This window comes from Halogeometricum sp. S1BR25-6 (genome assembly GCF_031624495.1).
Lineage (GTDB): Archaea > Halobacteriota > Halobacteria > Halobacteriales > Haloferacaceae > Halogeometricum > Halogeometricum salsisoli.
The window spans coordinates 468164-495014 of record NZ_JAMQOP010000003.1 but is presented as its reverse complement, the minus strand read 5'-3'; the positions used below and the strand labels follow the sequence as shown (position 1 = coordinate 495014).

Here is a 26851-nt window from a genome sequence, read left to right as displayed (position 1 = left end):
GGCACCGACGACCCGTTCCGGGGCCGTCCCCGCCCGCACTCGTTCGCGTCCGTCCGCGTCCGTCCGCTCACCCCAGCGCCAGCGGAACCGGCGTGAAGGAGAGCGCGCCGAGAAGGAGCGTCACCGCGCCGACGGCCAGGCGGGGCGTACCGAGGGGCGAGTCGTCGACGGGTTCGGCGCCGCCCGCACGGGCGAACAGGAGCGCGAGGAAGCCCCAGAGGACCCAGAGGCTCAGCGACTGCCCGTCGGCGAACAGGTAGGTGTACGCGCCGAGGCCGAACAGCGCGACGGGAACGAGTCGCTGGACCGTCGCGTGCGCGCTACCGAACATGGCGCGGACGACGTGGCCGCCGTCGAGTTGGCCGACCGGCAGGAGGTTGAGGAACGTCACGAACGCCCCCACCCACCCGCCGACGACGACGGGGTTGGCCATCAGCGAGGCGTCCGCGTAGGTGAGCGGCTGACCCAACGCGGCCGCGACGATGCGGATGAGCGGCGGGTAGCCCAGTCGGACGGGGAACGCGGCCGCTTCGACGGGCGGCAGGGAGACGCCGACGGCGGTGACGACGACGGTGGCGACGAGGCCCGCGAGGGGACCGGCGACGCCGATGTCGAACAGCGACTTCCGGTCGGGAAGCGTATCGCGCATCCGGATGACCGCGCCCATCGTCCCCAGCAGCGTCGGGACGGGGATGAAGTAGGGCAGCGACGCCTGCACGTCGTGGTGACGGCTGGCGACGTAGTGGCCGAGTTCGTGGACGCCGAGGACGCCGAGGACGGCGGCGGCGAACGGCCACGCGTCGAGGACCCCGAGAGGGTTCGAGAGGGCGTCGATGCCGTACCACTGCGACCCCGCGAACAGCGTCGTGACCACGGTGGCGAGAAAGAGGACGACGTTCGTCGTCGGGAAGCCGTCGACGCCGACGGTGCGTTCGCTGGCGACGAGAACGTACTCGCCCAGTTCTCGCTCCACGGAGACGGTGTACCCTCGCTCGCGGAACACCGGCGCGACGACGCGGACGACCGACTGATGGTCCGAGCGAGGCTGGCCGTAGTAGCATATCTCTCCCCCCTCGGCCTCAACCTCGTAAACGTCGAACACGCCGGCGAACCGACCGGGTTCAGGGGCGCCGCCGAGAGCCGTCTCGGTCATAGCTTCGGTACGTGCCGAACGTACATATGCCCACAGACTCCGGTGGGGCGTCGAAGAGTACCGAGGACCCAGTGACGGACGCCGCCGCGGAACTGGCACGGACGGACTTCCCGCCGATGATTCGGACCGCGGTGGACGAGCACGCATCCTCCACTCCCATCGAACGGGCGGCGTGAGCGTCTCAGACACCGGAACGGGAATTCGAATAGGTATGGTATCCCGTAACGTTCTTTGTACCCGCCGCACCACTCGGAGGTCGTGGAAGTCACGATTCGGTGTTACGCCGGCGTCGCCGACGCGGTTGGCGAGCGGTCGCTGTCGCGCGTCCTCGAACCGCGCTCCACCGTCGAGGACGTGGTTCGCGGCCTCACTGCGGAGTTCGACGCCTTCGACCCCGAGTCGCTGACGAGCGAACTCGTCTGTCGGGTGAACGGCGGCGACGCCGACCGGACGACCCGTCTCGCCGACGGCGACGCCGTCGTCCTCTCCGAGCGGTCCGCCGAGGAGTGAGTGCTCAGTCGTCCGCCGGCGCTCGCCGCGTGAGCGACCCCTCCCGCCACGTTCCGCGGCGGTACCAGAGGTAGGCGATGGCGGCGCCGGCGACGTTCGAGACGGTGAAGGCCATCCAGATACCCGTCGAGCCGTACCCCCACGACTGCGAGGCGAAGTAGGCGAACGGCAGGCGGATGACGGCGAGCATCAGCACCGAGATGGCCGCCGAGGTCAGCGTCTCGCCCGCGCCGCGGAAACTCCCGGTGTACGAGCGCATGATGCCGATGAAGCCGAACGTCGGCGCGACCCAGTAGAGGAAGTCAGCCCCGACGCGAATCACCTCGGGGTCGTCGGTGAACACGGCGATGATGGGGTTCGCGCCGACGTAGGCGAGGACGCCCGCCAGCGAGAGGATGACGAACATCGCGACCGCAGCGACGTTGGCCGCTTTCTCGGCGCGGGCCTCCTTCCCGGCGCCGATGTTCTGTCCCGTCATCGTCTCGACGCCGCGCGCGACGGCGATGGCGGGCAGGAAGATGACCGAGAACACCCGCACGCCGATACCGTAGGCGGCGACGACGGTGGTGGGGAACATCCCGACGACGATGAGCAGCAGATTCACCGAGAGGGCGCGTCCCGTCCCCTCGATGGAGGCGGGGATGCCGATGGCGAGCAGGCGCCGGAGAAATTCGAAGTCGGGCCGCATCTGCGAGAGGCGGATTTGGACGCCGCGGGTGCTCCCGAACATGATGTACAGACCGACGACGAGAGCGAGCGACCGCGAGAAGACGGTGGCGATGGCCGCTCCTCCGATGCCCGACCCGGCGTACCCCGTGGCGGCGAACAGTTGCGACTGGAGGCCGCCGAGTCCGAGCATCGTGAACAGCGGGTTCCCGTCGAATCCGAAGATGAGCACGGGGTCGATGGCGATGTTCAGGACGACGGACCCGAACATGACGAGCATCGGCGTGATGGTGTCGCCGTACCCCCGCATGAGGGCGATGAAGACGAAAAAGCCGAACATGAACGGCAGACCCAGCGAGATGATCTGCATGTAGTTCGTCGCGAGGGGGAGCACGTCGGGCGAGGCGCCCAGGAGGGAGAGGAACGGCCCCACGAGGAGGTAGCCGACCGCGCCGAGAAGCAGCGACCCGAGCAGCGAGAACGTCACCGTCTGCGAGGCGGCGTACTCGGCCTTGGCTTCCTCCTCCGCCCCGGTGTGTTGGGCGACGAGGACGCTGCCGGCGACGGAGAGTCCCATCCCCAGAGCGATGAGCAGGAACACCATCGGAAAGGCGAAACTGATGGCCGCCAGCGCGTTCGTGCTGAACTGGCCGAGCCAGAACGTGTCCGCGAGGTTGTACGCCGTCTGGAGGAGGTTGGTGACGACGATAGGTAACGAGAGGTAGAACAGCGGACGGGCGATGTCGCCGGAGGTGAGGTCGAACTCGTCGCGGCTCTTGAAGACGCTGTTCAGTCGGCCCCGGAGGCTCATTCGGCCGCCACCCCTTCTTCGGGCGGGTCGGCCAGCAGCGTGCGGCGGACGTAGCGGCGGAACGCCGCGAAGGAGTCGTCGAGCGACGCGCCGACGGCGACGTTCCGCGTCCGCGCCCCCTTGACGTAGGTGACGACGAACGACGACGCCTCGTCGGGGTCGACCGACTCGTCGAACGTGCCGTCGGCGACGCCCGCGGCGAGGAGCGAGCGGACGCGGTCGGCGAACGCCTCGTCGAACCGTTCGAGTCGCGCGCGGTACGCCTCGTCGTAGGGGGCCTGCGCCTCGATTTCGAGCAGCGCCGTTCGGAACTCGTGCGGGTCGCCGTCGGCGGGCGGCAGCAGCACCGTCTCCACGAGCGACAGCAACCGCGCTTCGGGGTCCGCGCCGGTCACCCCGTCGAGGCGCGCCTCGAACCGCTCCAGAAGGCGGTCGAGAAAGGAGCGCAGGAGGTCGCGTTTGCCGTCGAAGTGGTAGTGGAGCGCCGCCTTGCTCACTCCGGCCTCGTCGGCGATGTCCCGCATCGTCAACTCCGCGTACCCGCGCGCGCGGAGTGCGCTGTGCGTCCCGTCCATGATGGCGTCGGCGGCGTCAGAGCTCATTCGAAATCGACCGAAAATCGGTCACTATACTGATTGACTGGCCGGTCAGTCAAAAGCGTTGTAGCTTCAGGTTCCCGTGCCGCCAACGACAGAGCTAAACCCGGTGAGCGGTCGAAACATCTCCGAGCGAGCGCCGTGGGGCGGGAGTCGCGCCGGCGAACCGCCGAGCGGTTCAGGCGAAGAACTGGTTGGCGTCGCCCCAGAACAGGTCGACGGGGGGCGGCGTCTGTTCCACCAACGCCTCGAAGGTCCGCTCCCCGAGCAAATCCCGGGTGACCTCCTCCGAGAACATTCCGGACCGGAAGAGATTCCACACTTCTTCCTTCTGCGCGTCCGTTAGCTCGGCTGCCATGTGCCACGCATGGACGCGGGGGCATATTGGTGTGCACATCGTTACTCGGGTTAAGCGCGTGTTAAGTGCCCGAATCACCCGTTCCGACGCCCGTCGAGGGACGAGTCTCACTCGCCGACGAGTGAATCGGGGTCGGCGTTCGGGGCGCGGACTACCCGGACATACTCTGCGTGTCCTGCGCGACGATGAGGTCGAAGGCGGTGTCGGCGGGTTCGTCGTCGGGCGTGAGGTAACCCGCCGCGAACGCCGTGTACGCCTGGCCGCCGGACAGACTCACGTCGAAACTGGCGGCGACGTCGCCGTCGTTGCTCTCCGTGTCGCCGCGCACGTCCAAGGTGTAGTCGCCGGCGGGGACGGTGGTCGTGCTGCTCTCGCCGTAGGCGACGCCGTCGAACACCGTGTCGCCGTTCGACGCGAGCGTCACGTCCACCGCGGGCGCGTCGGGGGAGGCGTGAACCAAGCGGACGCGAGCCATGTCGCCGCCGGGGGCCGAACCGTCGCCCTGCAGGACCAACGGCTCGAACGCTTGGTCGGCCATGTCGCCGATTTCGCCGGTCGCGGCCACGGTGTACATCATCCCCGCTTCGACCGGAACGGCGCCCTCGAAGACGACCGTGTCGGGGTCGCCGGCCGCCGTGATTTGGACCTGTCGCTCCCCGGCGGGCACGGCGAGGTACTCGCTCACGGCGCCGAAGGGGACGTCTTCGAGGACCGCCGAGCCGTCGACGTACACGTCGACGTTCGGCGCGTTCGGGGCCACGTGCGCCACGCGGACGGAGGCGGACTCCCCCTCCGTTCCGGTGGCTTCGCCCGACTCCGTCTCCATCTCGGTTTCGCCGGCCATCTCCGTCGACGTCTCCATCTCCGTCGACATCTCGGTCGACGTCGACCCCTCGGTTTCGGTCCCGTCGCCGCCGCCCATACAGCCCGCGAGACCGACCGCAAGACCAGTTCCGATGCCGATCAGCGCGCGCCGTCGAGTCGTCTCGGAGTCGTCTGAGTTCATGCGTCGTACGGGAGGGACGACGCCGGATTAACCGCTTTCGCAGTTCTCACCCAAATCGGGCTCAACTCACGGGTGACTCCCGGCCGAATCTCCCCCAAGACGCCGCACCGAGGCGACGAGAGCGCGGACGCCCGCGGTGCCCGTCCTCCGCGTCGCGCGTCGCCGTCCGTTCGGGCGCGCTCGGGGGACGGACGCGCCGGGGTTCGGTGGTTTCTTGTCGAGCGACGACCACGAATAGTATCATGGAGACGGTCCTCTGGCAGGTTCTTGCCGGGACACGAGGAGGACCCAACCGCGCGCGGATTCTCCGGGCTATCGACGAGCGTCCTCGCAACGCGAACCGACTGTCCGAGGACCTCGATATGGCCTACAACACTATCAGACACCACCTCGAAGTTTTAGAGGAGAACGGCGTCGTCACAAGCGGTGGTTCGGACTACGGGACAGTGTACCTCCCGTCCGACCGAGTCCGAAACCACTGGAACACCGTCGAACGAATCATTTCACAGATCGATGATTAGGCCGAGAGACGCGAACGAACGGGCGCGAACGGGCGAGTCGAAGAACCGGCGGGGAACGCGCCGATGAGTCTCATGCTCAACGCGGCGCGTCTCGCGGCCGCGGTCAACATCGTGCTGTTGGCGACGCTTTTGACCATCTGGATTCGGAACTACCGCGAGATTCGAGCGCCCTTGACGCTCGGGTCCATCGTGTTCGGTTCGCTGTTGCTCGTAGAGAACGCCGTCGCGCTGTACTTCTATCTGAGTCCCCCGGCCATGCCGGCCCTCGCCGTCCGATTCATGATGGTCCTTCAAGTGCTCGAAACGGTGGCGATAGCGGTCCTCGCGTACGTCATCTGGCAGTGAGGCTCCCCGCGAAAGCCACCGCCACGACCAGTTCTTTGTGGGAGACGCGCGCACGTCCCGGCATGGAACTCGACATGGCGGGCGACGCGGCGTTGGTGACGGCGTCGAGCAGCGGTCTCGGCAGGGCCTCGGCGCGAGCGCTCGCACAGGAGGGCGTGAACGTCGTGATGAACGGGCGCGACGCCGAGCGACTCGAATCGGCCGTTGAGGAGGTGCAGAAGGACGCGACGGGCGGTGCGACGGTGGTCGGCGAGGCGGGCGACCTGACCGACGCCGACGACATCGAGTCGCTCGTCGAGCGACCGGTCGAGGAGTTCGGCGGCCTCGACCACCTCGTCACCTCCGCGGGCGGTCCGCCCTCGGGGCCGTTCTCGGAGACGACCGACGAGGACTGGTACGAGGCGTTCGACCTACTCGTGATGAGCGTCGTGCGGACGGTGCGGGCCGCGGAGGAACACCTTAAGGAGGGCGACGGCGGCACCATCGTCACCATCGCCTCCGGGAGCGTCAAGGAGGCCATCGACGGCCTCGTCCTCTCGAACTCGGTCCGCATGGGCGTCATCGGACTGGAAAAGACGCTCTCGAAGGAGTTCGCCCCGGAGGTGCGCGCCAACGCCGTCCTCCCCGGATCCCACGAGACGTCCCGCATCGAGGAACTCGTCGAGCAGGGCGTCGAACGGGGCGAGTACGACTCCTACGAGGAGGGAATCGAGGAGTGGGGCGAGGGCATCCCGACGGGTGGCATCGGCGACCCGATGGACCTCGGTCGAACCGTCGCCTTCCTCTCCTCGCCGCAGTCGGAGTTCGTCAACGGCGCCGCCGTCCCCATCGACGGCGGGTCGAGCGCGTCGAACCTCTAACCGACGCCGAGACGATTAATCGCCAGTGATTTTCCGGCACGCGGGTTCCGCAATCCGAAACCACCTACGCCCCCGTCGCGGAGTCTCCACCGTGAGCGAAGCGAAGGGAGAGAACACGGCGGGCGGCGGGAGCGGAAGCGGCGGCTACGCGACGCGGATGCTCCTCGTCGTCTCGCTCGGATGGGCGATTCTCCAGACGGGGCGATTCCTCCTCTCGCCGCTCCTGCCCGCCATCATCTCGTCGCTCGATATCACCGAGGCGACGGCGGGCCTCGCGCTCGCGGCCTTCCAAGGCGTCTACGCCGTCACGCAGTACCCCGGCGGCGAGTACTCGGACAACTGGAACCGAACGACGCTCATCCTGCCGGGTCTGGCCGTCCTCGTCGTCGGCTTCCTCCTGTTCGGCCTCGCGGGCGGCCTCCTCGGCTTCCTCGCCGGCACCGTCGTCGTCGGACTCGGCAAGGGGCTGTTCGCCATCCCCTCGCGGGCGCTCATCTCCGATCTCTTCACCGCCCGGCGGGGCCGCGCGCTCGGCGTCTACGCCGCCGGAACGGACGTCGGCGGACTGCTCGCCTCCGGAATCGCCGTCCTCGCGCTGACGTACGCGACGTGGCGGACGCCGTTTCTCCCCGTCGCCGCCGCGCTCGCGACGGTGACCGCGCTGTACGCCCTCTGGACGCGCGAGACGGTCAGCGTCGGGTCGACGTCGCTCGACGCCGCCGGCACCGTCCGCCGACTCGTCGCCAGTTCGAGACAGCGCGAGACGCTCCTCGCGTTCGCGCTCTTTTACTTCATGGTCGGCGGCTTCATCAACTTCTTTCCGACCTACCTCGCGCAGGCGCGGGGGTTCTCCGACGGCCTCGCCAGCGCCACGTTCGCCATCGTCTTCGTCGTCGGCCTCACCATCAAACCGCTCGCGGGCGGCCTCGGCGACCGCTACTCGCGCCGGCACATCGCCGTCGCCGGCCTCCTCCTCGGCGCCGTCTCGCTGACGGGCATCGTGCTCGCGCAGTCGCGCCTCCTCCTCTACGTCGCCGTCTTCGCCACGGCGGCGGGCTACAAGACCGGCTTCCCTCTCGCGGACGCCATCATCATGGACGAGGCGCCGGCGGATGGCATGGGCGCGGACCTCGGGGCGGCGCGGGCGCTCTTCCTCGGCGCGAACGCCCTCGGCCCGGCGTACGTTGGCGTCGTCGCCACCTACGCGGACTACGCCGTCGCGTTCGGCGGACTCGTGGGCTGTCTGCTGGTGGCGGCGGCGCTGTTGCTGCGGGGGTAAAGCGCGGCGAAAAGAGACGACGGCCGAATCGACCGAATCAGTTCACGCCGCGGACCTGTCCGGCGAACTTCTCGCGGACCTTCTCCAGTTTCGGCGGAATCTGGACCGCGCAGTAGGGCTGGTCGGGGTTCTTTTCGTAGTAGTCCTGGTGGTGCTCTTCGGCCTCGTAGAAGGTGTCCAGAGGAGCGATTTCGGTGACGATGTCGTCGTCGTAGACGCCCGATTCGGTCATCTCGACGACGAGGGCTTCGACCGTCTGTCGCTGCTCCTCGTCGTGGTAGAAGACGGCCGAGCGGTACTGCGACCCCACGTCCGGTCCCTGTCTGTCCTCCGTGGTCGGGTCGTGAAGCGCGAAGAACACTTCGAGCAGGTCCCGGTAGGAGATGTCGTCGGGGTCGAACTCGACCTGCACGACTTCGGCGTGCCCCGTCGACCCCCGGCAGACCTCCTCGTACGTCGGGTCCTTGACGTGTCCACCCGCGTAGCCGGAGGTGACGGACTCGACGCCGACGAGTTCCTTCATCGGGGCCTCGATGCACCAGAAGCAACCGCCGCCGAGCGTCGCGAGTTCGGTGTCGCTCATGGACGGAACTGGGCGTCCCACGAGCAAAAGCCCCTCGGAGGCGGTCATCGACGGGCGGAGAATCGACGGGTTCGCCGTCACACGGGAGATTCGGCGCGGATGTTGCAGAGATTTGGGTGAGAATCGGAAAATTCTCTTTTACCCCTCCGGTCGGCGTTTCAATCGAGGGTACGATAGATGACCGCAGCACAGGAGCGACGAGATGGCAGCGTGTGACCACTGCGGAACCCACGTCTCCGAACGCTTCGTCCGCGTCTTCGCGGACGAGTCGGGGACGGTCCGCGCCTGCCCGAACTGCTCGGCGAACGCCGGCCTCGCGGACGTGATGCGCGAACGCGCCCGAGGGGCCTGAGAGGGGTCCCCGCGACGACGGTCCTCACCACCCCGTCTCTTCGAGCGCCTCGACCAGTCGGTCGACGTCCGTCTCGGTGTTTATCGCGTGTAGCGAGGTTCGGACCGACCCGTCGAGCGACGGGATGGGTCGGACCACGATACCGTAGTCGTCTTTGAGCGTCTGCACCGTCGCTTCCGGGTCGTCGACTCGTACCGTCACGAGCCCCGATTCCGGTTCCTCGGGGCTCAATAGCTTGTCGTTCGGGACGGCGTCCGTCAGCCTGTCCGCGAGGCCGAGGAGGTGCGACTCGACGGCCTCGAGACCGACGGACTCCATCGTCTCCATCGCCGTCTGCAGCGCCGCGTACGGCGCGAGGTTGGTCGTCCCCACCTCGAAGCGCGGCGCGCCGGTCTTGAGTTCGTACTCGTCGGTCGAGGGGTCCTCGACGCTCCGGTAGCTCACGTCGGTCGGTTCGAGGTCGTTCGCCGCCGACTCCGCGACGTAGAGGAAGCCCCCGCCCCACGTCCCGAGGAGCCACTTGTGCCCCGCGGCGGCGACGGCGTCGGCGCCCCAGTCGGTCACGTCCAGCGGCGAGTGACCCGGCACCTGCACGGCGTCGACGAGGACGAACGCGCCCGCGTCGTGAGCTTCCTCGACCAACTCCGAGACGGGGAGATAGGTTCCGTAGTTCCACGTCAGCGCGCTGAAGCAGACGAGTTTCGCGTCCTCGACGGCCTCCCGGTAGGCCTCGCGGTCGATTCGCCCCTCCTCCGTGGGGACGACGCGCACCTCGCAGCCGCGACGTTCGAGGCGCGACCACGGGAGGACGCCCGCCGGGTGTTCGAGGTCGGTGCGGACGACCACGTCGCCCGCCTCCCAATCGAACGCGCCCGCGACGCGGGTGATGCCGTCGGCGGTGCTCTGCGTCAGCGCGATTTCGGTCTCCGCGGCGCCGAGGAAGTCGGCGACGGTCTCCCGAACCTCCTCGTAGAAGTCGAACGCGAACGGGTACGGCCCCGCCTCGCTCGCGGCGTCGTACTCGTGGCGCGCCAGCATCTCCTGGGCGCTCTCCACGACGGGACGGGGACTAGGTCCGCTCGCGCCCGTGTTCATGTAGCGCACGTCGTCGAAGACCGGGATAGAAGCTCTGAGTTCGCTCGGATTCATGAGAGGGACTGCGGACTCGGGGTACCTATCAGTAGCGCCCGCGGCCGCGGCCGCCGCGTCTCCGGCCCGCTACGGCGGCGGCGGTCGCTTCGGCGCGTCGTCGACCTCTCGGGAGACGAACAGGCGTCGCGGGAGGACGACCCCGCGGGCAAAGACGTAGCCGACGAGTCCGACGACGACGCAGACGACGGACTCGGCGACTCCCAGCGGCCCGATAGCGATGCGCCAAAGTATCAGTATCGATACCGGCATCGCGACCGACAGCGATACGTCTGCGAGGTAGGCGAGCAGGAACGCGAGCGGGTGTGTCTGTGTCGGCACGGGGTCTACTATCGCGTTCGTTTCCGCTTATCAGTAATGAATCTCACGTCTGCGAATGGGAGCAGGGCGGGGTGGCCGGCGTGGCGCTACTCGCCTATCGTCACCATCCCCTTCACCACGTCCGGTTCCTTCGCTCGCTCGAACGCCGCGGTGAGGTCGGACATCGGCATCTCGAAGTCGATGATCCGCTCGACGTCCACCGCGCCGCGTTCGAGGAGGGAGACGGCGTCGTCGTACGTGTTTCTGAACCGGAACGAGCCTTTGAAATCGAGTTCCTTGTCGACTATCTCGTTGGTCTCGACCGGAATCTCGTCCTCGGCGGAGAGGCCGATGCAGACGACGGTGCCGCCGCGGCGCACCGCGTCGACGGTGGACGAGATGGACGCCGCCGCACCGGAGGCTTCGACGACGACGTCGACACCCCCGCCGTCCGTGAACTCGTCGACGGCGTCGGTCAGCGACTCCTCCGCCGCGTTCACCGTCTCCGTCGCGCCGTACGCCGCGGCGCGGTCGAGTTTCGCCTCCACCACGTCGGCGACGAGGACCGACCCCGCGCCGGCGGCGCGGACCGCCTCGCCGACGAGCATCCCGATGGGACCCGCCCCGGAGACGAGCACCGAGTCCCCGAGTTCCACGTCGGCGCGCCGCGTCGCGTGGATGGCGACGCTCAGCGGTTCGCAGAGGGCGCCCGCGCGCGTCGAGACGTTCTCGGGTAGTTCGTAGGCGAAGTCGGCGTCCCACGCGACATACTCCGCGAACGCGCCGTGGTCCGGCGGGGTCGCCATGAACTCCACGTCGGGACAGAGGTTGTACTCGCCCGCGCGGCACCGCGCGCACTCGCCGCACGGGACGCCGGGTTCCAGCGTCACCTCGTCGCCCGGTTCGAACCCCGTCACCCCGTCGCCGACGGCGGCGACCTCGCCCGCGCTCTCGTGGCCGAGAATCAGGGGGTCCTCGACGACGTAGTCGCCGATGCGGCCGTGCTCGTAGTAGTGCACGTCGGACCCGCAGATGCCGACGTGGGCCATCCGGACGAGGACCTCGCCGGGACCCGGGTCGGGGCGGTCGCGCTCTCGGTGCTCGAAGACGCCCGGTTCGGTGAGTTCCACGGTCTGCATGCTCATCTCTCCGCGGCGGGCGAGCAAAAAACCGAACCCCGTCGAACGATGTAAATTACATCGGCCGTCTCGCTGACCGTCGGTAATATTCTGCCGAACACTTTAGCCCCCCGCTCCCCCACGATTCGAACGGTTGACAATGACAAACTTGGTGCAGGACGTGGCGGCGGCGGCGGAGGCGAATCCGGACCGGACGGCCGTGGGGTTCCGCGGGGAGGAGTGGAGTTACGAAGAACTGTGGGAACTGACCTCGCGGTTCGCCGCGGGACTCGCGGAACACGGCGTCGAGGCAGGCGACCGAGTGGCCGTCTACCTCCCGAACCTCCCGCAGTTCGTCACCGCCTTCCACGGAACGCTCCACGCGGGCGGCATCGTCGTCCCGATGAACCCGCAGTACAAGGCGCGCGAGATATCGCACCTCCTGGCCGACAGCGAGGCGCGGGTCGTCGTCGCCCTCTCGGACCTCGTCCCGTTCGTGGACGCCGTGCGCGAGGAAACGAGCGTCGAACGCGTCGTGAGCGTCGGCGGGGAGGCGGAGGGGGCGATACCGTTCGAGGAGTTCCTCGCCGACGAGGGGACGGACGTGGTCGAACGCGGCGACGACGACGTTGCGGTCCAACCGTACACCTCGGGGACGACGGGGCGGCCGAAGGGCGTCCTCCTCAGTCACCACAACCTCGCGTGGGACGCGCGCGCGACGGCGAAACTGCTGCCCGACGGGGTGCAGGCGGACGACAGGTTCCTCGGCGTCCTCCCCCTGTTCCACATCTACGGGATGACGGTCACGATGCTGTCGACGCTGTTCGAGGGCGGGAGCTACTACCCGCTTCCCACCTGGGACGCCGAGGCGACGCTGTCGCGCATCGAGGCCGAGCAGTTGACCGTCATGCACGGCGTGCCCGCGATGTTCAACGACCTCGTGAACTTCGAGGACGCCGACGACTACGACGTCTCCTCGCTCCGCTTCGTCAACTCCGGCGGGAGCAGTCTCCCTATCGAGGTGATGAACCGCTTCGAGACGGTGTTCGGCGTCGAACTGTACGAGGGGTACGGGCTGACGGAGACGAGTCCGGTGACGCACGCGAACCGGCCCGGCGAGCGACGGCCGGGAAGTATCGGCAAACCGCTGGACGGTCTCGACGCCCGCATCGTCGACGGGAACTTCGAGGACGTTCCGCCCGTCGAGCGCGGACCGGTCGACGAGGAGGCGGTCGACCTCAACGAGATAACGGGCGAACTCGTCGTCAGCGGGCCGAACGTGATGCAGGGCTACTACGGCCTGCCCGAGGCGAACGAGGAGGCGTTCACCGAAGACGAAGGAAAGCGCTGGTTCCACACCGGCGACATCGGCTACCGCGACGAGGACGACTACTACTACGTCGTCGACCGCGCGAAGCACATGATCGTCACCGGCGGCTACAACGTCTACCCGCGCGAGGTGGAGGAACTGCTGTTCGAGCACCCGCAGGTCGCCGACGCCGCCGTCGTCGGTATCCCCGACGACCGCCGCGGCGAGACGGTGAAGGCGTACGTCGTCCCCGTTCCGGACGCGGACGTGACGCCCGAGGAGGTCAAGCAGTACTGTCTCGACAATCTCGCGGAGTACAAACACCCCCGCGAGGTGGAGTTCATCGACGAACTGCCGCGGACGACGACCGGGAAGGTCCAGAAGTTCGAACTCCGGGAGCGAGACGGGGGCGGGGGCACGCCGTCCGACGACGGCGCGGAGGGCGAGCGATGAACTTCCAACTGAACGACGAGCAACGCGCCGTCCGCGAGGCGGTGCGCGAGTTCGGCGAGGAGGAGATTCGGCCCGTCGCTCGCGAGCACGACGAGGAGAAGAAGTACCCGTCCGACCTCGTGCAGAAGGCGGCCAGATACGACCTCGTCGCGCCCGGCATCCCCGAGGAGTACGGCGGCGCCGGGATGGACGCGCTGACGGAGATTCTGGTCACCGAGGAACTGTGGCGGGCCGACGCCGGCATCGGCAGCGCAATCGGCTCGCGCGGGTTCGGCACCTCGATGCTCCGGAAGTACGGCGACGAGTGGATGAAAGAGGAGTGGCTCCCGAAGGTGGCCGCCGGCGACACCGCCACCTGCTCCTGCATCTCCGAACCGGCGCACGGGTCGGACGTGGCGGGCATCGAGACGAAAGCTGAGGAGTCCGACGACGGCGACGACTACGTCCTGAACGGCACGAAGATGTGGATAACGAACGGCACCGTCGCGGACGTGGCCGTCGTGATGGCGAAGACGACGCCCGACGCGGGCCACCGGGGTATCACGGCCTTTCTCGTGCCGACCGACGCCGAGGGCTTCGAGGCGACGAAGATAGACAACAAACTCGGCATCCGCGCCTCCGACCTCGCCGAAATCGTGCTCGACGACGTGCGCGTGCCGGTGGAGAACGTCATCGGCGAGGAGGACGAGGGGTTCTATCAGCTGATGGACTTCTTCGCCGACGGGCGGACGCGCGTGGCGGCGCAGGCCGTCGGCGTCGCGCAGGCGGCCGTCGACGCCGCCGTCGACTACGCGAACGAACGCGAGCAGGGCGGACAGAAGATAGCCGAGTACCAGGCGATTCGCCACAAGGTGGCCGAGATGGCGACGAACGTGGAGGCGGCGCGGTCGCTCACCTACCGCGCGGCGACGGAGGTGGAGGCGGGCGACGACGACACCGCCGCGCGGTTCGCCAGCATGGCGAAACTGTTCGCCAGCGAACGCGCCGTCGGGGTTGCCGACGAGGGTCTGCAGGTCCACGGCGGCGCCGGGTTCGTCACCGACCACCCCGCCGAGCGCTTCTACCGCGACGCGCGCATCACGAAGATATACGAGGGGACCAGCGAGATTCAGAAGAACATCATCTCCGACCGTGTGCTGTGAGGAGATTGCGAGCGGCGGCCTCGGGGGAACGAGCGGGAGCGACCGAAACCGACACGGGCCGGGACGGAAACCACGGTGACAGACATGGATGACGCCGACGACGCCCCCGACTGGACGTTCAAGGACCGCGATACGGTCATCCTGCGCGAGTTGGCCGCCGACCCGCAGCGCTCCTCGCGGGAACTGACGCGCATCCTCGCAGAGGAGCACGGCATCGAGGTGTCGCACGTCACCGTCTCGGAGACCATCCGTCGGATGCGCGAGGAGGGCGTCTTCCGGGAGGCCATCGTGCCCAACGAGGAGTACTACTCCTTCGCGCTGTTCGAGTTCAAGTTCGACCCCGAGCACTTCGCCGAGACGTGGCACGACGCGATGACGTACATCCGCGACGACCCGCACACCCTCTTTTACTTCCTCTCGGACGGCGAGTACCAGTGGAAGTCGGTGATGATGTTCGAGTCCTCGCAGGCCCAATCGAAGTGGATTCACGAGTTCTACAAGCGCCACGGGAAGGTGGTCTCGAACCTGCGGAACTCCGCCGTCCACAACGTCCTCAAGTTCAGCACCGACCCGGAACTGTTCGCGCGCATGAACGCCGAGGAGTGAGGGCGGGCGTCGCCCGCGGGGCCGTCCGCTCGCCGCTCAGTGCGGGTCGAACCCGCGGACGCGGTGCAGCGCCGTTCGGTAGCCGGTGAGACCGACGAGAGCGCCGACGAGAGCCACGGCGGCGGCGAGCGAGAGTCTGAAGAGCGCCGGCGCCGCGGACGCGAACGACGCGAGCGGTGCGAGGAGCGCGTCTGCCAGTTCCGGCGCGCCGACGAGCAACGCGAGCACGCCCGACGGGACGAGGACGGCGGCGCCGTGGAGCAGCACCGCGCCCGTCCGCGGCGGGAGCACCTCGTCGCTGCGGGCGACGCTGACGCCCTCGAACCGCGGCATGTACGCGCCGACGGCGACGCCGAGCGGTGCGGCGACGAGCGTCGCGAACGCCGCGGCGGCCGCGAGTCCCAGTGCGGCGAGCGGCGAACGACCGCCCGCGAACGCCGCGAGCGCGGTCAGCACGGCGGCGAGGGGCGTCCCGTAGACGACGCACGGGAGGAGGACGCCGCGGACGAACTGCGTCGGCGTCGCCGCGACCAGCGTCACCGGCAGGAGCGACCCCTCGTCGCCGAGGAAGTTCAGCGTCGTCGCCGCGCCGAAGACCCACGGGAGGAACGCCGCCAAGAGAAACGGGAGCGCGCTCAGCAGTTCGGAGAGCGACTCGATGACGCCGACGAGCGACCCGGAGAAGATGAACAGCGGCGTCAGGAGAAACGTGAGTCGCTTGGGGTCGCGGCGGGCGCGCAGGAGCGACATCTCGGCCACGCGGCGCGTCGGCAGGTCCACGAAGTCGGGGACGGCGAACGGCGAGACGGCGGCGGTTAGCCCGCGCCACTCGGTCGTTCCGGTTCCAGTTTCGGCCTTGCTTCCAGTCTCGGTCTCGGAGTGATTCTCGTCAGCCGTCGCCGGTCCGTCGCCGAACCACAGCCGTTCCGTCTCCCGTTCGAGGAGGACGCCGCCGAGAACGAGGACGACGAGCGATCCGACGCCGGCGACGGCGGCGCGGAGCGTCGACCCGACTAACGGCGTCCCCACGGCCGCGAGGTCCGCGAACCACCCGGACGGGAGCCACGCCAGCGACCCCCGGTCGAGGCCGACCAGTTCCGGCGCCTGCACGACGAAGAACCCGCCCATGAGGACCAGAATCAGCGGAACCCCGAGCGCCGTCTTGTGCCGGGCGACGAACGGCGAGGTGTCGAGCAGCAGCGCGGTTCCGTAGCCGACTAACGACCCGACGAGGACGGCGGTGAGCACCGCCAGAAGGGCGACGACGGGGACGACGAGGAGCGGAGCGAGGGCGCCGAACGCGTACGTCAGCAGCGCCGACACGGCGAGTATCGGAAGCGCCACGTAGCTGAGAAAGCGCAGCGTCTCGGCGAGTGCGAGACCGACGGCGATGCTCCGCGTCGAGGCGGTGGTCAGGAGCAGCGACTCGGCCTCCGGGCGGGGGCGAGTCGAGACGACGCGCTGAGCGACGAGGTACGTCCCGAACAGCCAGAACATCCCGACGGTGCCGCGGAGGCCGTCGGAGACGGGCACCGAGTCGGCGGAGACGAACCCCACGACCACCACGCCGAACAGGACGAGCATCGCCGTCGGAAACAGCGCACCGAGGACCGTGAGTAGGAACCGCCCCGTGCTCTCTCGGAGGCCACGGACCGACCGTCGGTACTCGAAGCGAGCGATGCGGACGGCGTTGCGCGCCCATCCGGGTTCGGACGGGGGCTCAGACATCGAGCGTCGACTCCTCGCGTGGGCCGTTGCCGTTCTCGGTCGCCTCGTCACTCCGACCGCTCTGGGTCGGGTCCGAACTCGTCACGTCGAGGAAGGCGTCTTCGAGCGTCCCGCCCTCCCCCGCCTCGGCGCGGGCGACGAGTTCGTCGGGCGACCCCTCGGCGACCAGCGACCCCTCGTAGAGGATGCCGACGGCGTCGGCCGCCTCCTCGACGACGGGCAGGATGTGCGTCGAGAGGAACACCGTGGTCCCCTCGTCGGCGAGTCGGCGGATGCGGTCGCGGAGCGTCCGGGCCGCGCGAGGGTCCAGCCCCGACGTCGGTTCGTCGAGGAACACCACGGCGGGGTCGTGCAGCACCGTCTGCGCGTACGCGACTTTCTGTCGCATCCCCTTCGAGAAGTCGTCGATGCGGTCCGCGGGGCCGACGTCGAGTCCGAGGGCCTCGAACAGTTCCTCCCCGCGCGCCCGGGCCGTCTCGGCGTCGATGCCGCGGAGGCCGCCGACGTACTCCAACTGTTCGAACGCCGTCGCCTGGTCGTACAGCGGCGGCTCCTCGGGCATGTAGCCGATTCTGGGGCGGAGGGCGGCGCGGTCGGTGACGACCGCTCCGCCGACGGCGGCCGTTCCGGCGGTAGGTTTCGACAGACCGGTGAGCATCCGCATCGTCGTCGTCTTCCCCGCGCCGTTCGAGCCGAGGAAGCCGTAGACCGTCCCCTCGGGGACGGAGAGCGAGAGACCGTCGACCGCGAGGGTGTCGCCGTAGCGCTTCGTGAGGTCGGAGGCGTCGATAGCGGGCATAAGGAAGGCTCGGTTGCTCGGAATAGACGGACGTGTCACTAATGTGTTGCGTCGCCGGGTTCACGATGCCGGGAGTCGAATTGCGGGTCGATGCCCTCCACCACGACGGACCCGAATCGGACTCGAACGGGCGGTGACCGCGCGTGAACCTCGATTCGACGGCGGCGTTCGGCGCCGCGATGCTCGCCGTCGGCCTGGGCGTCGTCGCCGTCAGCGCCCGCCACGCCGTCCGGACGCTCCGCCTCCTCGCCGCCGACGGACCGGACGAGAGAGACCCGCGAGTCGGCGAGCGAGTCCGCGTCGAGGGGACCGTCCGGCGGACCGACGACGCTGTCACCGCCCCGTTCACCGGACGCGATTGCGTCGCCGTCGAGTTCGACGCGGAGGAGCGTCGACTCGGCGCGTACTACCTCCCGACGTGGGTCCGCGTGGGCGGCGGCCGGCGCCTGGCCGCGTTCGTCGTCGACGAGAAGACCGGGGGCAGTGACGGCGACGGCAGGAGCGGAACCGGCGGCGTCGAAGCCGGCGACGGGGAATATCTCGTCGCCGGCGACAGCGTGGTCAGCCTCGACCGGACGGCGAGCGTCCGCGTCGGCGAGAGGGAGGCGCCGCCGGACCCGATTCGGGACTACCGAGCCGAGACGGGCGGAGCGGGGACGGTTCGGCCGCGCGCGCCGTCCGCCCTCCGGCGGTTCGGCCTCGGCGACCGGCGGTATCTCGAACGCCGTCTCGACCCCGGTGACCGCGTCACCGTCGTCGGGCGAGTCGCGGACGAATCGGGGCGCATCGACCCGAGCGTCGTCTCGGACGCGACGCCCCTCCGGACGGCGGCGCGGATGAGTCGGCAGTCGCTCGCCGGCGTCGCTATCGGCGCGTTCGCGGCCGCGGTCGGCGCGGCGTTGCTGCTCGTCTGAGGCGAGTTTCCCACGGAACGGGCGCGCTACAGCGGTTCCTCGCCCTCGATGATGCGCTTCGCCCGGTCGCCGAGAGCCGGGACGCGCGCCTCCATCTTCGGGTACATCGGGTCGTCGCTGTTTCCTTCCAAGTACCGCCGGAAGAACATCTCTCCGAGGCCGGCGAGTTTGTAGACGGCCAGCGCGCGGTAGAACCGCTGGTGCTCGAACTCGATACCGGTCCGCTCCTCGTACCGGTCGACGAGTTCGCGGCGCGTCGGGTAGCCCGCCCGCTCCATGAACCGCGTCTCCAACTCCGGTATCGCGGGTTCGGGGTCGTCGGCGTCGCGCCAGTACGAGAGCATCCACCCGAGGTCCGCGCGCGGGTCGCCGAGCGCGCTCATTTCCCAATCGAAGACGGCCGCGAGGTCCGGCGGCGTCCCGGGCGCGTACAGCACGTTGTCCAGTTTGTAGTCGCCGTGGACGAGTGACTCGGGGTGTTCGTCGGGCGCGTTCTCGTCCAACCACTCGCCCACCGCCCGCAGGACGGGCACCGGACGGACCTCGCTGGTCCGCTCGAACGCCCACGCGAGCTGTTTTCCCCAGCGGTCGACCTGTCGGCGGGTGTAGCCCTCGGCGCGGCCGAACTCCGCGAGGCCGACCGAGTCGAGGTCCACCTCGTGAATCGCGGCGAGGGTGTCCACGAGTTCGTAGCCGACGCGTTCGCGCGCCTCGGGATTCCCGAAGCGCTCGGGTTCCGCCTCGCGGAGCACGTCGCCCGCGACGCGCGACATGAGGTAGAAATCGCTGCCGACGATATCGTGATTCTCGCAGGCCAGCACCGTCTCCGGGAGGGGCACGGGCGTCTGCTGCAGGGCGTCCATCACGCGGTACTCCCGCAGGACGTCGTGGGCCGTCTCGGCCGTCTCTCCCGGCGGCGGCCGCCGGAGCACCAACTCCCGGTCGCCCCACGTCACGAACAGCGTCTCGTTCGAGTGGCCCGCGGGGTGTCGCTCCACCGCGAAGGTCGATTTGGGGCCGAGTTCGTCTTCGAGGTACGCGTGGAGGGCGTCCTCGTCGACGAGTCGCCGGACGTAGTCGTCGCGGTTTCCGTCGTCGCTCATATCATCACTCCCGTTACCGACGATAAGTTCGGAGCGGAAATAGATTTACACCGTTCGATTTCCAGAGGAGAGTATGGAGTACGACGACACGGAGACGGCGAGCGAACTCGCGGGGCGGGTCCGCGCGTTCGTCGACGACCGCGTCATCCCGGTGGAGCGCGACTACCTCGGCGACGGGCCCGTCCCCGACGAGGAGATAGCGGCCCTTCGCGAGGAGGCGCGCGGGCGGGACCTGTACGCGCCGCAGATTCCCGAGGAGTACGGCGGGCAGGGACTGGACTTCCGCGACGTGCTCCCGGCGTTCGAGGAGGCGGGGCGGAGCCTCCTCGGACCCCCGGCGCTGCACGTCGGCGCGCCGGACGAGGGGAACATGCACACACTGGAACTCGTCGGCACCGAGGCGCAGAAAGAGGAGTACCTCCGGCCCCTCGTCGCCGGCGACGTGCGCTCGGGCTTTTCGATGACCGAACCCGCGCCGGGCGGCGGGTCGGACCCGAAGATGATCCGCTCGGAGGCGCGGAAGGAGGACGACGAGTGGGTCATCGACGGTCACAAGTGGTGGACGACGCAGGGCAGCGAGGCCGATTTCCTCATCGTGATGGCGCGCACGGACCCGGAGGCGCACCCGTACGAGGGCACCTCGCTGTTCCTCGTCGACGCGGACGCCGACGGCGTCGAAATCGTACGCGACATCCCCCACGTCGGCGGCGACCTGCTCGGGTCGAGCCACGCCGAGATTCGCTACGACGGCGTGCGCGTCCCCGAAGAGAACCTGCTGGGCGAGGAGAACGAGGGGTTCGCGCACGCCCAGCAGCGACTCGGCCCGGCGCGCCTGACCCACTGCATGCGTTACACCGGGATGGCCGCCCGGTCGCTGGAGGTGGCGAAGGCCTACACCGAGAAACGGGAGGCGTTCGGCGGCAATCTCTCCGAGAAGCAGTCGGTCCGGTTCACCGTCGCGGAGGCGGAGACGCGTCTGCACGCCGTCCGGACGATGGTGCGGGACGCCGCGGAGCGAATCGCGCGGGGCGAGGAGGCGCGCGTCCCCGTCTCGATGTCGAAGACGTACGCCGCGAACGTCGTCCAAGAAGTAGTGGACGACTGCCTGCAACTGTGCGGGGGTAACGGCATCGGGAAGGACCTCCCCCTCGCGGACTTCTACGAGGACGTGCGTGCCTTCCGCCTCATCGACGGCGCCGACGAGGTGCACAAACGCGTCGTCGCCCGCGACGCCTTCGAGGACGTGGACGCCTCGCAGGTGGAAGGAATCACCCGGTACGAGGGGTAGACCGATACCCCTCCCGGACGGGTTCTGTTTTACGCTGCTAACTCAAGCCGGGGTTTGATTACCAACGCACGAGAGCCGGACTGTGATGACACGCAATTCAGCGGAGGCGCGGCGATGACGGCCGACCGATTCTCCGTCGACGGACAGACGGCTATCGTCACGGGCGCGTCCAGCGGTATCGGGAAGACCATCGCCGAGCGATTCGCCGCCGAGGGCGCGGACGTGGTCGTCTGCTCGCGCGAACAGGAGAACGTCGACCCCGTGGCGGAGGGAATCAACGAGGAGAGCGCCGGCGGCGACGGCGGACGCGCCCTGGCCGTCGAGTGCGACGTGACCGACCGCGACGCCGTCGACGCCCTCGTCGAGGCCACCGTCGAGGAGTTCGGCGGCCTCGACTGCCTCGTGAACAACGCGGGCGCATCGTTCATGGCGCCGTTCGACGACATCTCCGAGAACGGGTGGGAAACCATCGTGGGCATCAACCTCACCGGGACGTACCACTGCACGCAGGCGGCCGGCGAGCACCTGAAAGACGGCGGCGGCACGGTCGTCAACTTCGCCAGCGTCGCCGGAACGCAGGGGTCGCCGATGATGAGCCACTACGGGGCGGCGAAGGCGGGCGTCGTCAACCTCACTACCAGCCTCTCGTACGAGTGGGCCGGCGAGGGCGTGCGCGTGAACTGCATCGCGCCGGGGTTCGTCGCCACGCCGGGCGTCGAATCACAGATGGGCGTCTCCGCCGAGAACATCGACCGCGAGGAGGTGGAGCGACGCATCGGCACCACCGAGGAGATAGCCGACATCGCGCAGTTTCTCGCCGCGCCGGCGTCGTCGTACGTCGTCGGCGAAACGGTTGTCGCGCAGGGCGTCCCGCAGGTGATGGAGACGCCCGAGGTGTAGGGAGGCGGGACAGTCATCGAGCCCAACTCGGACGTTGTGCCGACGACGAGAACAGCGTGAACGAGTGGCCGCCTTCCGACGTTCTCGAAAGGTCGAAACCCCCGGCGGAGCCGCCGCTCTCCGGTCGATTCCATGAAAGTAGGAGTGAGCGGCAGCGGCGTGCGCGTCAAGTACCCCTACCCGTCGCGCCCGCGGACCGCCGCTCGTTCACCGTACCAACACGTACGTGAGATTGAATAAAAGTCTTGTGTCGCGTCCGCCGCGCGTCTGACGCCGAGGGACCGTCTCGGCGCCGAATTCGTGTGAATCGGTCGCAGGGCCACACCGTTTACCACCCTCCCGTCCGTCGGCTGAGGGGATGCTTCAAAACGAAAGCGGTACGTTCGACATCGGCGGCGAACTGACGGTCCACCGACTCGGGTTCGGCGCGATGCGACTCACCGGCGAGGACATCATCGGCCGTCCCGACGACGAGGCGGACGCCGAACACGTCCTCCAGACGGCGACGAACCTCGGCATCGACTTCGTCGATACCGCGGACTCCTACGGACCGGGCGTGAGCGAACGCCTCATCCGCGAGTCCCTCGCGCCGTACCCGGAGGACCTCGTGGTGGCGACGAAGGGCGGCCTCCTCCGCAACCGCGATGGAGACTGGCTTCCCCGCGGCGACCCCGACTACCTCCGCAACGCGCACCTCTGTAGTCTGGACCGCCTCGGCGTCGAGAAGATAGACCTCTACCAGTACCACCGCCCCGACCCGGACGTCGACTTCGAGGAGTCGGTGACGGCGCTGGCCGAACTGAAAGACGAGGGCGTTATCGGGCACGTCGGTCTCAGCAACGTCAGCGTCGAGCAGTTGGAGACGGCGCGGGACATCGTCGACGTCGCGACGGTGCAGAACCGCTTCAACCTCGGGCACCGCGAGGACGACGACGTGCTGGCGGCCTGCGAGGAGTACGATATCGGGTTCATCCCGTGGTCGCCGCTCGCGGCGGGCGACGTCGACGCGAAGTCCGAGGCGCTCGAAGACGTCGCCTCGGAACGCGACGCGACGCGGTACCAGGTGATGCTGGCGTGGTTGCTCGAACACTCCCCGGTGACGCTTCCCATCCCCGGGACGGCCGACGTCGAGCACCTGAAGCAGAACGTCGGCGCGACGCACCTCGACCTCACGGACGAGGAGATGTCGCGACTGAACGAGTAAAAAGTCGTATCGAAGGGCCATCCAACGCGGGGACCGCACGCGCGCGTTCGATGGTGTCAGGTGTCAGTGGAGAGCCGAGTCGGGAGCGCCTCGATCAGGCCGAGGCTTCGGTTTCGGTGTCCGTCTCGTTCTCGACGTTGATCGTCTCGTTCTCCTCGGGGATGTCCGTCTCCTCCATCGAGGAGTTCTCCTCGGTCTCGTTCATCATGGAGTCCTCTTCGGTCTCCTCCATCGTAGCCTCTTCTTCGGTTTCGTCCATCGCGGACGCCTCTTCTGTCTCCTCCATCATGGACTCCTCCTCGGTGGATTCCATCTCGGCCGTCGTCTCCTCGCTCGCCGAGGTCGTGACTTCAGAACCTGTACCCGCTTCGCCCGCGCCGCCGGAACCCGAGCACCCTGCGAGTAGCATGAGCGCCGCGACGAGTCCGGCAGCCACGATCTTTCTATCTACCATCGAATCGGCAGACGACGGCGAGGAATAAAGGCCCCGGCGCCCGTTGCGAGCGGTTTCACCGTTTCGAGCGAATTGAATCGAAACAGGCGCGCTTAGGTCGCTACAAACCGTGTGACGGCCTCTCAAGACGCGGAGAAATCGCTGTCGAGTTCGCGGTCCGAAAGGAAAACGCCGGGGTGGGGAGCCCGGCTAGCAGTCGAGAGCGCGCCGCACCGGACGGCGTCCGGGCACCGAGCGCGACCGCGCGCAGAACGTCGATGGGGATGTGACGTCGCGCGGACGTTGGCCGATGCGGGAATCGGACGAACACAGTGGGTCGCTGGGGATGCGACGGGGGAACTCCCGGAGATGCGGGATGGGGACGCCGTCGTGGGGAAACGGCGGGACGGGAGTTCGGGCCGGTGCCCGGAGTGGGGTCCTCCAGACCGGCAGTGGTCGTCCGGAGCCGCGCGCTTCTGTCGCCTGACGATGGCTCGGACCCTCTGTACGCGTCTGAGCGGCGGCGGGTGATGCGGCCGCGACGCGTCGGGAAGTCCTTACGATGCCACCGAATGGTACGAACACGTCCGAGGATAAAGTGGGTAACACTCGTTACGTACACTTCCACTGTTTCAGGACTGTTCCGCGGAGCCAGCCGGAGTTAACAGATTAGAAACGAGAACTGTTTCATCGGTCGAGCCGGTAGACGGCGAAATACCGCTCGAACGACCGTCGAGAGTCCGCATAGCGAGCGACTGCGACTCGTCGATGAATACTAGAATAGTGAATTTCGATTTTGCGCGACCGATTTAGCATCACATTATACTGATATTCCAACAGTATCCAGTAAGTTTTTGAGTCGAACGCGACGACAGTAGAGAAGACAGGAACCGAAAAGATGTCTCCACCCGCGCTTCGTTCCGTACTTTCGTTCGCCGCGGCCGCGTTGGTCCTCTTCGGGGCCGTCGGCGCGCCGGTCGCGGCCGCCCCCGAGGCGACAGTCACGTCTCAATCCGTCGCCACGATAGACGGCACCGCCTACGTCTGGCAGTCGTCGCAGACCGACCTTCGCGTCCGGACCGACAGGCCGCTCTCCTCGTCCGCGTCGGTTTGTATCGGCCCCGCGGACGGGAACCGGACGGTCACCTGCGCGCCCGCGAACGGCGGAGCGAATCTGACGATATCGGTGCAGAACTGGCCCGACGGGGTCACCGGAGCGCAGGACGTCTTCGTCAACGGAACGGACGGACGGCGGACGCTCGTCGAGAGCGCGGTGTTCGTCATGACGAAGGACGGCGACGTGGACGGTGACGGCCTCTCGAACGCGGAGGAAGTCTCGGGCGAGACCGGGTTCAAAAACGCCGACACGGACGACGACGGTCTCGACGACGGCGCGGAGGTGAACACGCACGGGACCGACCCGACCAGCGCCGACACCGACAGCGACGGACTCGACGACACCGCGGAGATCAGAACGTACGAGACGAACCCGACGAAGTCGGACACCGACGGCGACGGACTCGACGACGGTCCCGAGATAAACCAGTACTCCACGTCGCCCTCCGAAGCCGACAGCGACGGCGACGGACTCGACGACGGCGAAGAGGTCAATACGTACGGGACGAACCCGAACAAGGCCGACACCGACGGCGACGGTCTCAGCGACGGCGAGGAGATCAACACCTACGAGACCGACCCGAACAAGGCCGACACCGACGAGGACAATCTGGACGACGCCGCGGAGGTCAATACCTACGAGACGAACCCGAACAAGGCCGACACCGACGGCGACGGTCTCAACGACGGCGCCGAGGTGAACGTCCACGGGACCGACCCCAACAGCGCCGACACCGACGGCGACGGGACGAGCGACCGCGTCGAGATAGAGAACGGGAGCGACCCGGGCGAGGCGCCCGAACCCGGCGCGCCCGTCTCGTCGGGCGCGGGCCTCGCGTTCGTCGGGACGGTGGTCCTCGCCGCCGGCGGCGGCTACTTCTGGTGGCGCCGCCGCGGCGGGGCCGCGCCCGCGACGGAGTCGGACGACGGCGACGGAACCGGCGGTGCCGCCATCGTCCCGTCGCAGTTGGCGGACCGGTCCGAGGCGCCGGGGACGACCGCCGAGTCGACGGCCGAACCGGCGGGAGCGGAGGGAGCGAACGCCGCGGAATCCGCAGACTCCGCCACCGAACGCGAAGAGTCGGAGCAGTACGACGAACCGCTCACCCGCGAGGACGAGGTGATCGTCATCCTCGAAGAGGCGGGCGGTCGACTGGAGCAGAGCGCCATCGTCTCCGAGACCGGGTGGTCGAAGGCGACGGTCAGCCGCGTTCTCTCGTCGATGGCCGACGAGGGACGAATCACGAAGATATCGCTCGGCCGCCGGAACCTCATCACCCTCCCCGGTAACGAACCCGACGGCGCCCGGTCGCCGTTCGAGAAACCCTCGTAGCCGGCGCCGGAGTCGCCCCGAACTGCCACTGCCACACGTATCTTGAACGTCCCGCCCGTACGGTGGGTATGGGACGAATCGAGGCGGACTTCTCCGAGGAGACGGTCGTCGTCACCGGCGGCAGTTCGGGTATCGGTCGAGCGGTCGCTCTCGCGTTCGGCGAGGCGGGCGCACTGGTCGTGAACGCGGACTTGCAGAGCGAACCCAAGGACCCCGACGCCGAGTTGCCGACCCACGAAGAGATTCGAGAACGGGGCGGCGAGGCCGACTACGTCGAGTGCGACGTGTCGGACCCGGCCGAACTGGAGGCCCTCGTCGACCACGCTCGCGAGTACGGCGGCGTGGACGTGATGGTCAACAACGCGGGCCTCTACACCAAGACCCGGTTCAGGGACGTGACGCCCGAGGAGTTCGACGACGTGTACGGCGTCAACGCACGCGGGGCGTTCTTCGGCACGCAGTACGCCGCGAACGACATGATCGACCGCGGGGTCGAGGGCGTCGTCATCAACACCTCGTCAAGCACGCAGGGGCGCGCGGAGTGGGACCACGCCCACTACGGAGCGTCGAAGGGTGCGATTCGGATGGTGACGCGGAGCGCCGCCCTCGAACTCGCTCCCGAGAACGTTCGGGTGAACGCCGTCGCGCCCGGCCCCGTCGCCACCGAGATACGCGAGGGGTGGGCCGAGGAGGCCGAAGAGATGGAACCGGAGGGCGAGACGCCCGGTCTGCCGCACCGCGCGGCCGACCCCGAAGAGTTGGCGAGCGCGTACCTCTATCTCGCAAGCGAGAACGCCTCCTACGTCACCGGCGAAACCGTGTGGGTCGACGGAGGCGGACACGTGGACTGAATCCTCGGTGACGCGCGGCGGGGAATAACAGCGGACACGGTGGTGTCCCGGTCGAAACCATCCAC

At 68.3% G+C, this 26851-nt stretch carries 29 protein-coding genes; 16 read left to right on the top strand and 13 right to left on the bottom strand.

The features are described from left to right. Nucleotides 1–67: 67 nt before the first annotated feature. On the bottom strand, nucleotides 68–1153 hold the full coding sequence (locus tag NDI76_RS17340) for a site-2 protease family protein (RefSeq protein ID WP_310925400.1): 1086 nt from the start codon (nucleotides 1151–1153) through the stop codon (nucleotides 68–70). A gap of 26 nt (nucleotides 1154–1179) precedes the next feature. Between NDI76_RS17340 and NDI76_RS17335 the strand changes: the two genes are divergently transcribed. Continuing rightward, nucleotides 1180–1329, top strand: coding sequence for a hypothetical protein (locus NDI76_RS17335; protein ID WP_310925399.1), 150 nt, complete (start codon nucleotides 1180–1182; stop codon nucleotides 1327–1329). Nucleotides 1330–1411: 82 nt separating this feature from the next. After that, nucleotides 1412–1663: a MoaD/ThiS family protein gene (locus NDI76_RS17330; protein ID WP_310925398.1), complete on the top strand. Its 252-nt coding sequence runs from the start codon at nucleotides 1412–1414 to the stop codon at nucleotides 1661–1663. A 4-nt stretch (nucleotides 1664–1667) separates the two neighbouring features. Here the strand turns inward: NDI76_RS17330 and NDI76_RS17325 are convergent, their stop codons facing one another. The 4 genes from NDI76_RS17325 to NDI76_RS17310 form a co-directional block, all read right to left on the bottom strand. Next, nucleotides 1668–3140 (bottom strand): MATE family efflux transporter, encoded by a 1473-nt coding sequence (locus NDI76_RS17325; RefSeq protein ID WP_310925397.1) that lies wholly within the window; start codon nucleotides 3138–3140, stop codon nucleotides 1668–1670. Further along, nucleotides 3137–3742: a TetR/AcrR family transcriptional regulator gene (locus NDI76_RS17320; protein WP_310925396.1), complete on the bottom strand. Its 606-nt coding sequence runs from the start codon at nucleotides 3740–3742 to the stop codon at nucleotides 3137–3139. Before NDI76_RS17320 ends, NDI76_RS17325 begins: the two co-directional genes overlap by 4 nt. Before the next feature lie 172 nt (nucleotides 3743–3914). Continuing rightward, nucleotides 3915–4094: a hypothetical protein gene (locus NDI76_RS17315; protein ID WP_310925395.1), complete on the bottom strand. Its 180-nt coding sequence runs from the start codon at nucleotides 4092–4094 to the stop codon at nucleotides 3915–3917. 151 nt (nucleotides 4095–4245) lie between these two features. After that, complete coding sequence (locus NDI76_RS17310) at nucleotides 4246–5100, bottom strand: DUF4397 domain-containing protein (RefSeq protein ID WP_310925394.1); 855 nt, start codon at nucleotides 5098–5100, stop codon at nucleotides 4246–4248. A 242-nt stretch (nucleotides 5101–5342) separates the two neighbouring features. Between NDI76_RS17310 and NDI76_RS17305 the strand changes: the two genes are divergently transcribed. From NDI76_RS17305 to NDI76_RS17290, 4 genes are all read left to right on the top strand, one after another. Then, nucleotides 5343–5621: an ArsR/SmtB family transcription factor gene (locus NDI76_RS17305; protein WP_310925393.1), complete on the top strand. Its 279-nt coding sequence runs from the start codon at nucleotides 5343–5345 to the stop codon at nucleotides 5619–5621. Nucleotides 5622–5684: 63 nt separating this feature from the next. Then, entirely contained in the window at nucleotides 5685–5966 is a 282-nt protein-coding gene (locus NDI76_RS17300) for a DUF8036 family membrane protein (RefSeq protein WP_310925392.1), read from the top strand. A 62-nt stretch (nucleotides 5967–6028) separates the two neighbouring features. Next, the gene (locus tag NDI76_RS17295; protein ID WP_310925391.1) at nucleotides 6029–6826 is read left to right on the top strand and encodes an SDR family oxidoreductase; all 798 of its coding nucleotides are present in this window, start codon (nucleotides 6029–6031) and stop codon (nucleotides 6824–6826) included. Between the two features lie 157 nt (nucleotides 6827–6983). Beyond that, on the top strand, nucleotides 6984–8105 hold the full coding sequence (locus tag NDI76_RS17290) for an MFS transporter (RefSeq protein WP_310925419.1): 1122 nt from the start codon (nucleotides 6984–6986) through the stop codon (nucleotides 8103–8105). A 37-nt stretch (nucleotides 8106–8142) separates the two neighbouring features. On the opposite strand, the gene msrA is transcribed toward NDI76_RS17290, so the two are convergent. Beyond that, entirely contained in the window at nucleotides 8143–8688 is a 546-nt protein-coding gene (gene msrA / locus NDI76_RS17285) for a peptide-methionine (S)-S-oxide reductase MsrA (protein ID WP_310925390.1), read from the bottom strand. 202 nt (nucleotides 8689–8890) lie between these two features. Between msrA and NDI76_RS17280 the strand changes: the two genes are divergently transcribed. Beyond that, nucleotides 8891–9040: a DUF7563 family protein gene (locus NDI76_RS17280; protein WP_310925389.1), complete on the top strand. Its 150-nt coding sequence runs from the start codon at nucleotides 8891–8893 to the stop codon at nucleotides 9038–9040. Nucleotides 9041–9064: 24 nt separating this feature from the next. On the opposite strand, the gene NDI76_RS17275 is transcribed toward NDI76_RS17280, so the two are convergent. The 3 genes from NDI76_RS17275 to NDI76_RS17265 form a co-directional block, all read right to left on the bottom strand. Further along, complete coding sequence (locus tag NDI76_RS17275) at nucleotides 9065–10189, bottom strand: aminotransferase class V-fold PLP-dependent enzyme (protein ID WP_310925388.1); 1125 nt, start codon at nucleotides 10187–10189, stop codon at nucleotides 9065–9067. 69 nt (nucleotides 10190–10258) lie between these two features. Next, entirely contained in the window at nucleotides 10259–10510 is a 252-nt protein-coding gene (locus NDI76_RS17270) for a hypothetical protein (protein ID WP_310925387.1), read from the bottom strand. A gap of 86 nt (nucleotides 10511–10596) precedes the next feature. Further along, complete coding sequence (locus tag NDI76_RS17265) at nucleotides 10597–11628, bottom strand: NAD(P)-dependent alcohol dehydrogenase (protein WP_310925418.1); 1032 nt, start codon at nucleotides 11626–11628, stop codon at nucleotides 10597–10599. Between the two features lie 139 nt (nucleotides 11629–11767). Here NDI76_RS17265 and NDI76_RS17260 point away from each other — a divergent pair, with 139 nt between their 5' ends. The 3 genes from NDI76_RS17260 to NDI76_RS17250 all read left to right on the top strand — a co-directional run bounded on the left by NDI76_RS17260 (nucleotide 11768) and on the right by NDI76_RS17250 (nucleotide 15117). Then, on the top strand, nucleotides 11768–13369 hold the full coding sequence (locus NDI76_RS17260; protein WP_310925417.1) for a long-chain-fatty-acid--CoA ligase: 1602 nt from the start codon (nucleotides 11768–11770) through the stop codon (nucleotides 13367–13369). Then, nucleotides 13366–14511: an acyl-CoA dehydrogenase family protein gene (locus NDI76_RS17255; protein WP_310925386.1), complete on the top strand. Its 1146-nt coding sequence runs from the start codon at nucleotides 13366–13368 to the stop codon at nucleotides 14509–14511. The genes NDI76_RS17260 and NDI76_RS17255 overlap by 4 nt, the downstream gene beginning before the upstream one ends. 84 nt (nucleotides 14512–14595) lie before the next feature. Beyond that, complete coding sequence (locus tag NDI76_RS17250; protein WP_310925416.1) at nucleotides 14596–15117, top strand: Lrp/AsnC family transcriptional regulator; 522 nt, start codon at nucleotides 14596–14598, stop codon at nucleotides 15115–15117. 36 nt (nucleotides 15118–15153) lie between these two features. On the opposite strand, the gene NDI76_RS17245 is transcribed toward NDI76_RS17250, so the two are convergent. Both NDI76_RS17245 and NDI76_RS17240 read right to left on the bottom strand, forming a co-directional pair. Continuing rightward, nucleotides 15154–16845, bottom strand: coding sequence for a TetR family transcriptional regulator (locus NDI76_RS17245; protein WP_310925385.1), 1692 nt, complete (start codon nucleotides 16843–16845; stop codon nucleotides 15154–15156). After that, the gene (locus tag NDI76_RS17240) at nucleotides 16838–17644 is read right to left on the bottom strand and encodes an ABC transporter ATP-binding protein (RefSeq protein ID WP_310925384.1); all 807 of its coding nucleotides are present in this window, start codon (nucleotides 17642–17644) and stop codon (nucleotides 16838–16840) included. Before NDI76_RS17240 ends, NDI76_RS17245 begins: the two co-directional genes overlap by 8 nt. 143 nt (nucleotides 17645–17787) lie before the next feature. On the opposite strand from NDI76_RS17240, the gene NDI76_RS17235 reads away from it, so the two are divergent. Next, nucleotides 17788–18558 carry a hypothetical protein gene (locus NDI76_RS17235; RefSeq protein WP_310925383.1) on the top strand — a complete coding sequence of 257 codons (771 nt, stop codon included), beginning with the start codon at nucleotides 17788–17790 and terminating at the stop codon, nucleotides 18556–18558. 26 nt (nucleotides 18559–18584) lie between these two features. Here NDI76_RS17235 and NDI76_RS17230 read toward each other — a convergent pair whose 3' ends face one another. Continuing rightward, entirely contained in the window at nucleotides 18585–19661 is a 1077-nt protein-coding gene (locus NDI76_RS17230; protein ID WP_310925382.1) for a phosphotransferase family protein, read from the bottom strand. A 73-nt stretch (nucleotides 19662–19734) separates the two neighbouring features. Between NDI76_RS17230 and NDI76_RS17225 the strand changes: the two genes are divergently transcribed. The 3 genes from NDI76_RS17225 (at nucleotide 19735) to NDI76_RS17215 (ending at nucleotide 23053) form a co-directional block, all read left to right on the top strand. Then, nucleotides 19735–20949 (top strand): acyl-CoA dehydrogenase family protein, encoded by a 1215-nt coding sequence (locus tag NDI76_RS17225; protein ID WP_310925381.1) that lies wholly within the window; start codon nucleotides 19735–19737, stop codon nucleotides 20947–20949. A gap of 114 nt (nucleotides 20950–21063) precedes the next feature. Continuing rightward, entirely contained in the window at nucleotides 21064–21849 is a 786-nt protein-coding gene (locus NDI76_RS17220; protein WP_310925380.1) for an SDR family NAD(P)-dependent oxidoreductase, read from the top strand. Nucleotides 21850–22207: 358 nt separating this feature from the next. Further along, the gene (locus tag NDI76_RS17215; RefSeq protein WP_310925379.1) at nucleotides 22208–23053 is read left to right on the top strand and encodes an aldo/keto reductase; all 846 of its coding nucleotides are present in this window, start codon (nucleotides 22208–22210) and stop codon (nucleotides 23051–23053) included. A gap of 94 nt (nucleotides 23054–23147) precedes the next feature. Here the strand turns inward: NDI76_RS17215 and NDI76_RS17210 are convergent, their stop codons facing one another. Continuing rightward, a complete protein-coding gene (locus tag NDI76_RS17210; protein WP_310925378.1) occupies nucleotides 23148–23507 on the bottom strand; it encodes a hypothetical protein in 360 nt (119 codons plus the stop codon). An 877-nt stretch (nucleotides 23508–24384) separates the two neighbouring features. On the opposite strand from NDI76_RS17210, the gene NDI76_RS17205 reads away from it, so the two are divergent. Then, on the top strand, nucleotides 24385–25935 hold the full coding sequence (locus tag NDI76_RS17205) for a helix-turn-helix transcriptional regulator (protein ID WP_310925377.1): 1551 nt from the start codon (nucleotides 24385–24387) through the stop codon (nucleotides 25933–25935). Between the two features lie 68 nt (nucleotides 25936–26003). Further along, on the top strand, nucleotides 26004–26786 hold the full coding sequence (locus NDI76_RS17200) for an SDR family NAD(P)-dependent oxidoreductase (protein WP_310925376.1): 783 nt from the start codon (nucleotides 26004–26006) through the stop codon (nucleotides 26784–26786). Nucleotides 26787–26851 lie beyond the last annotated feature (65 nt).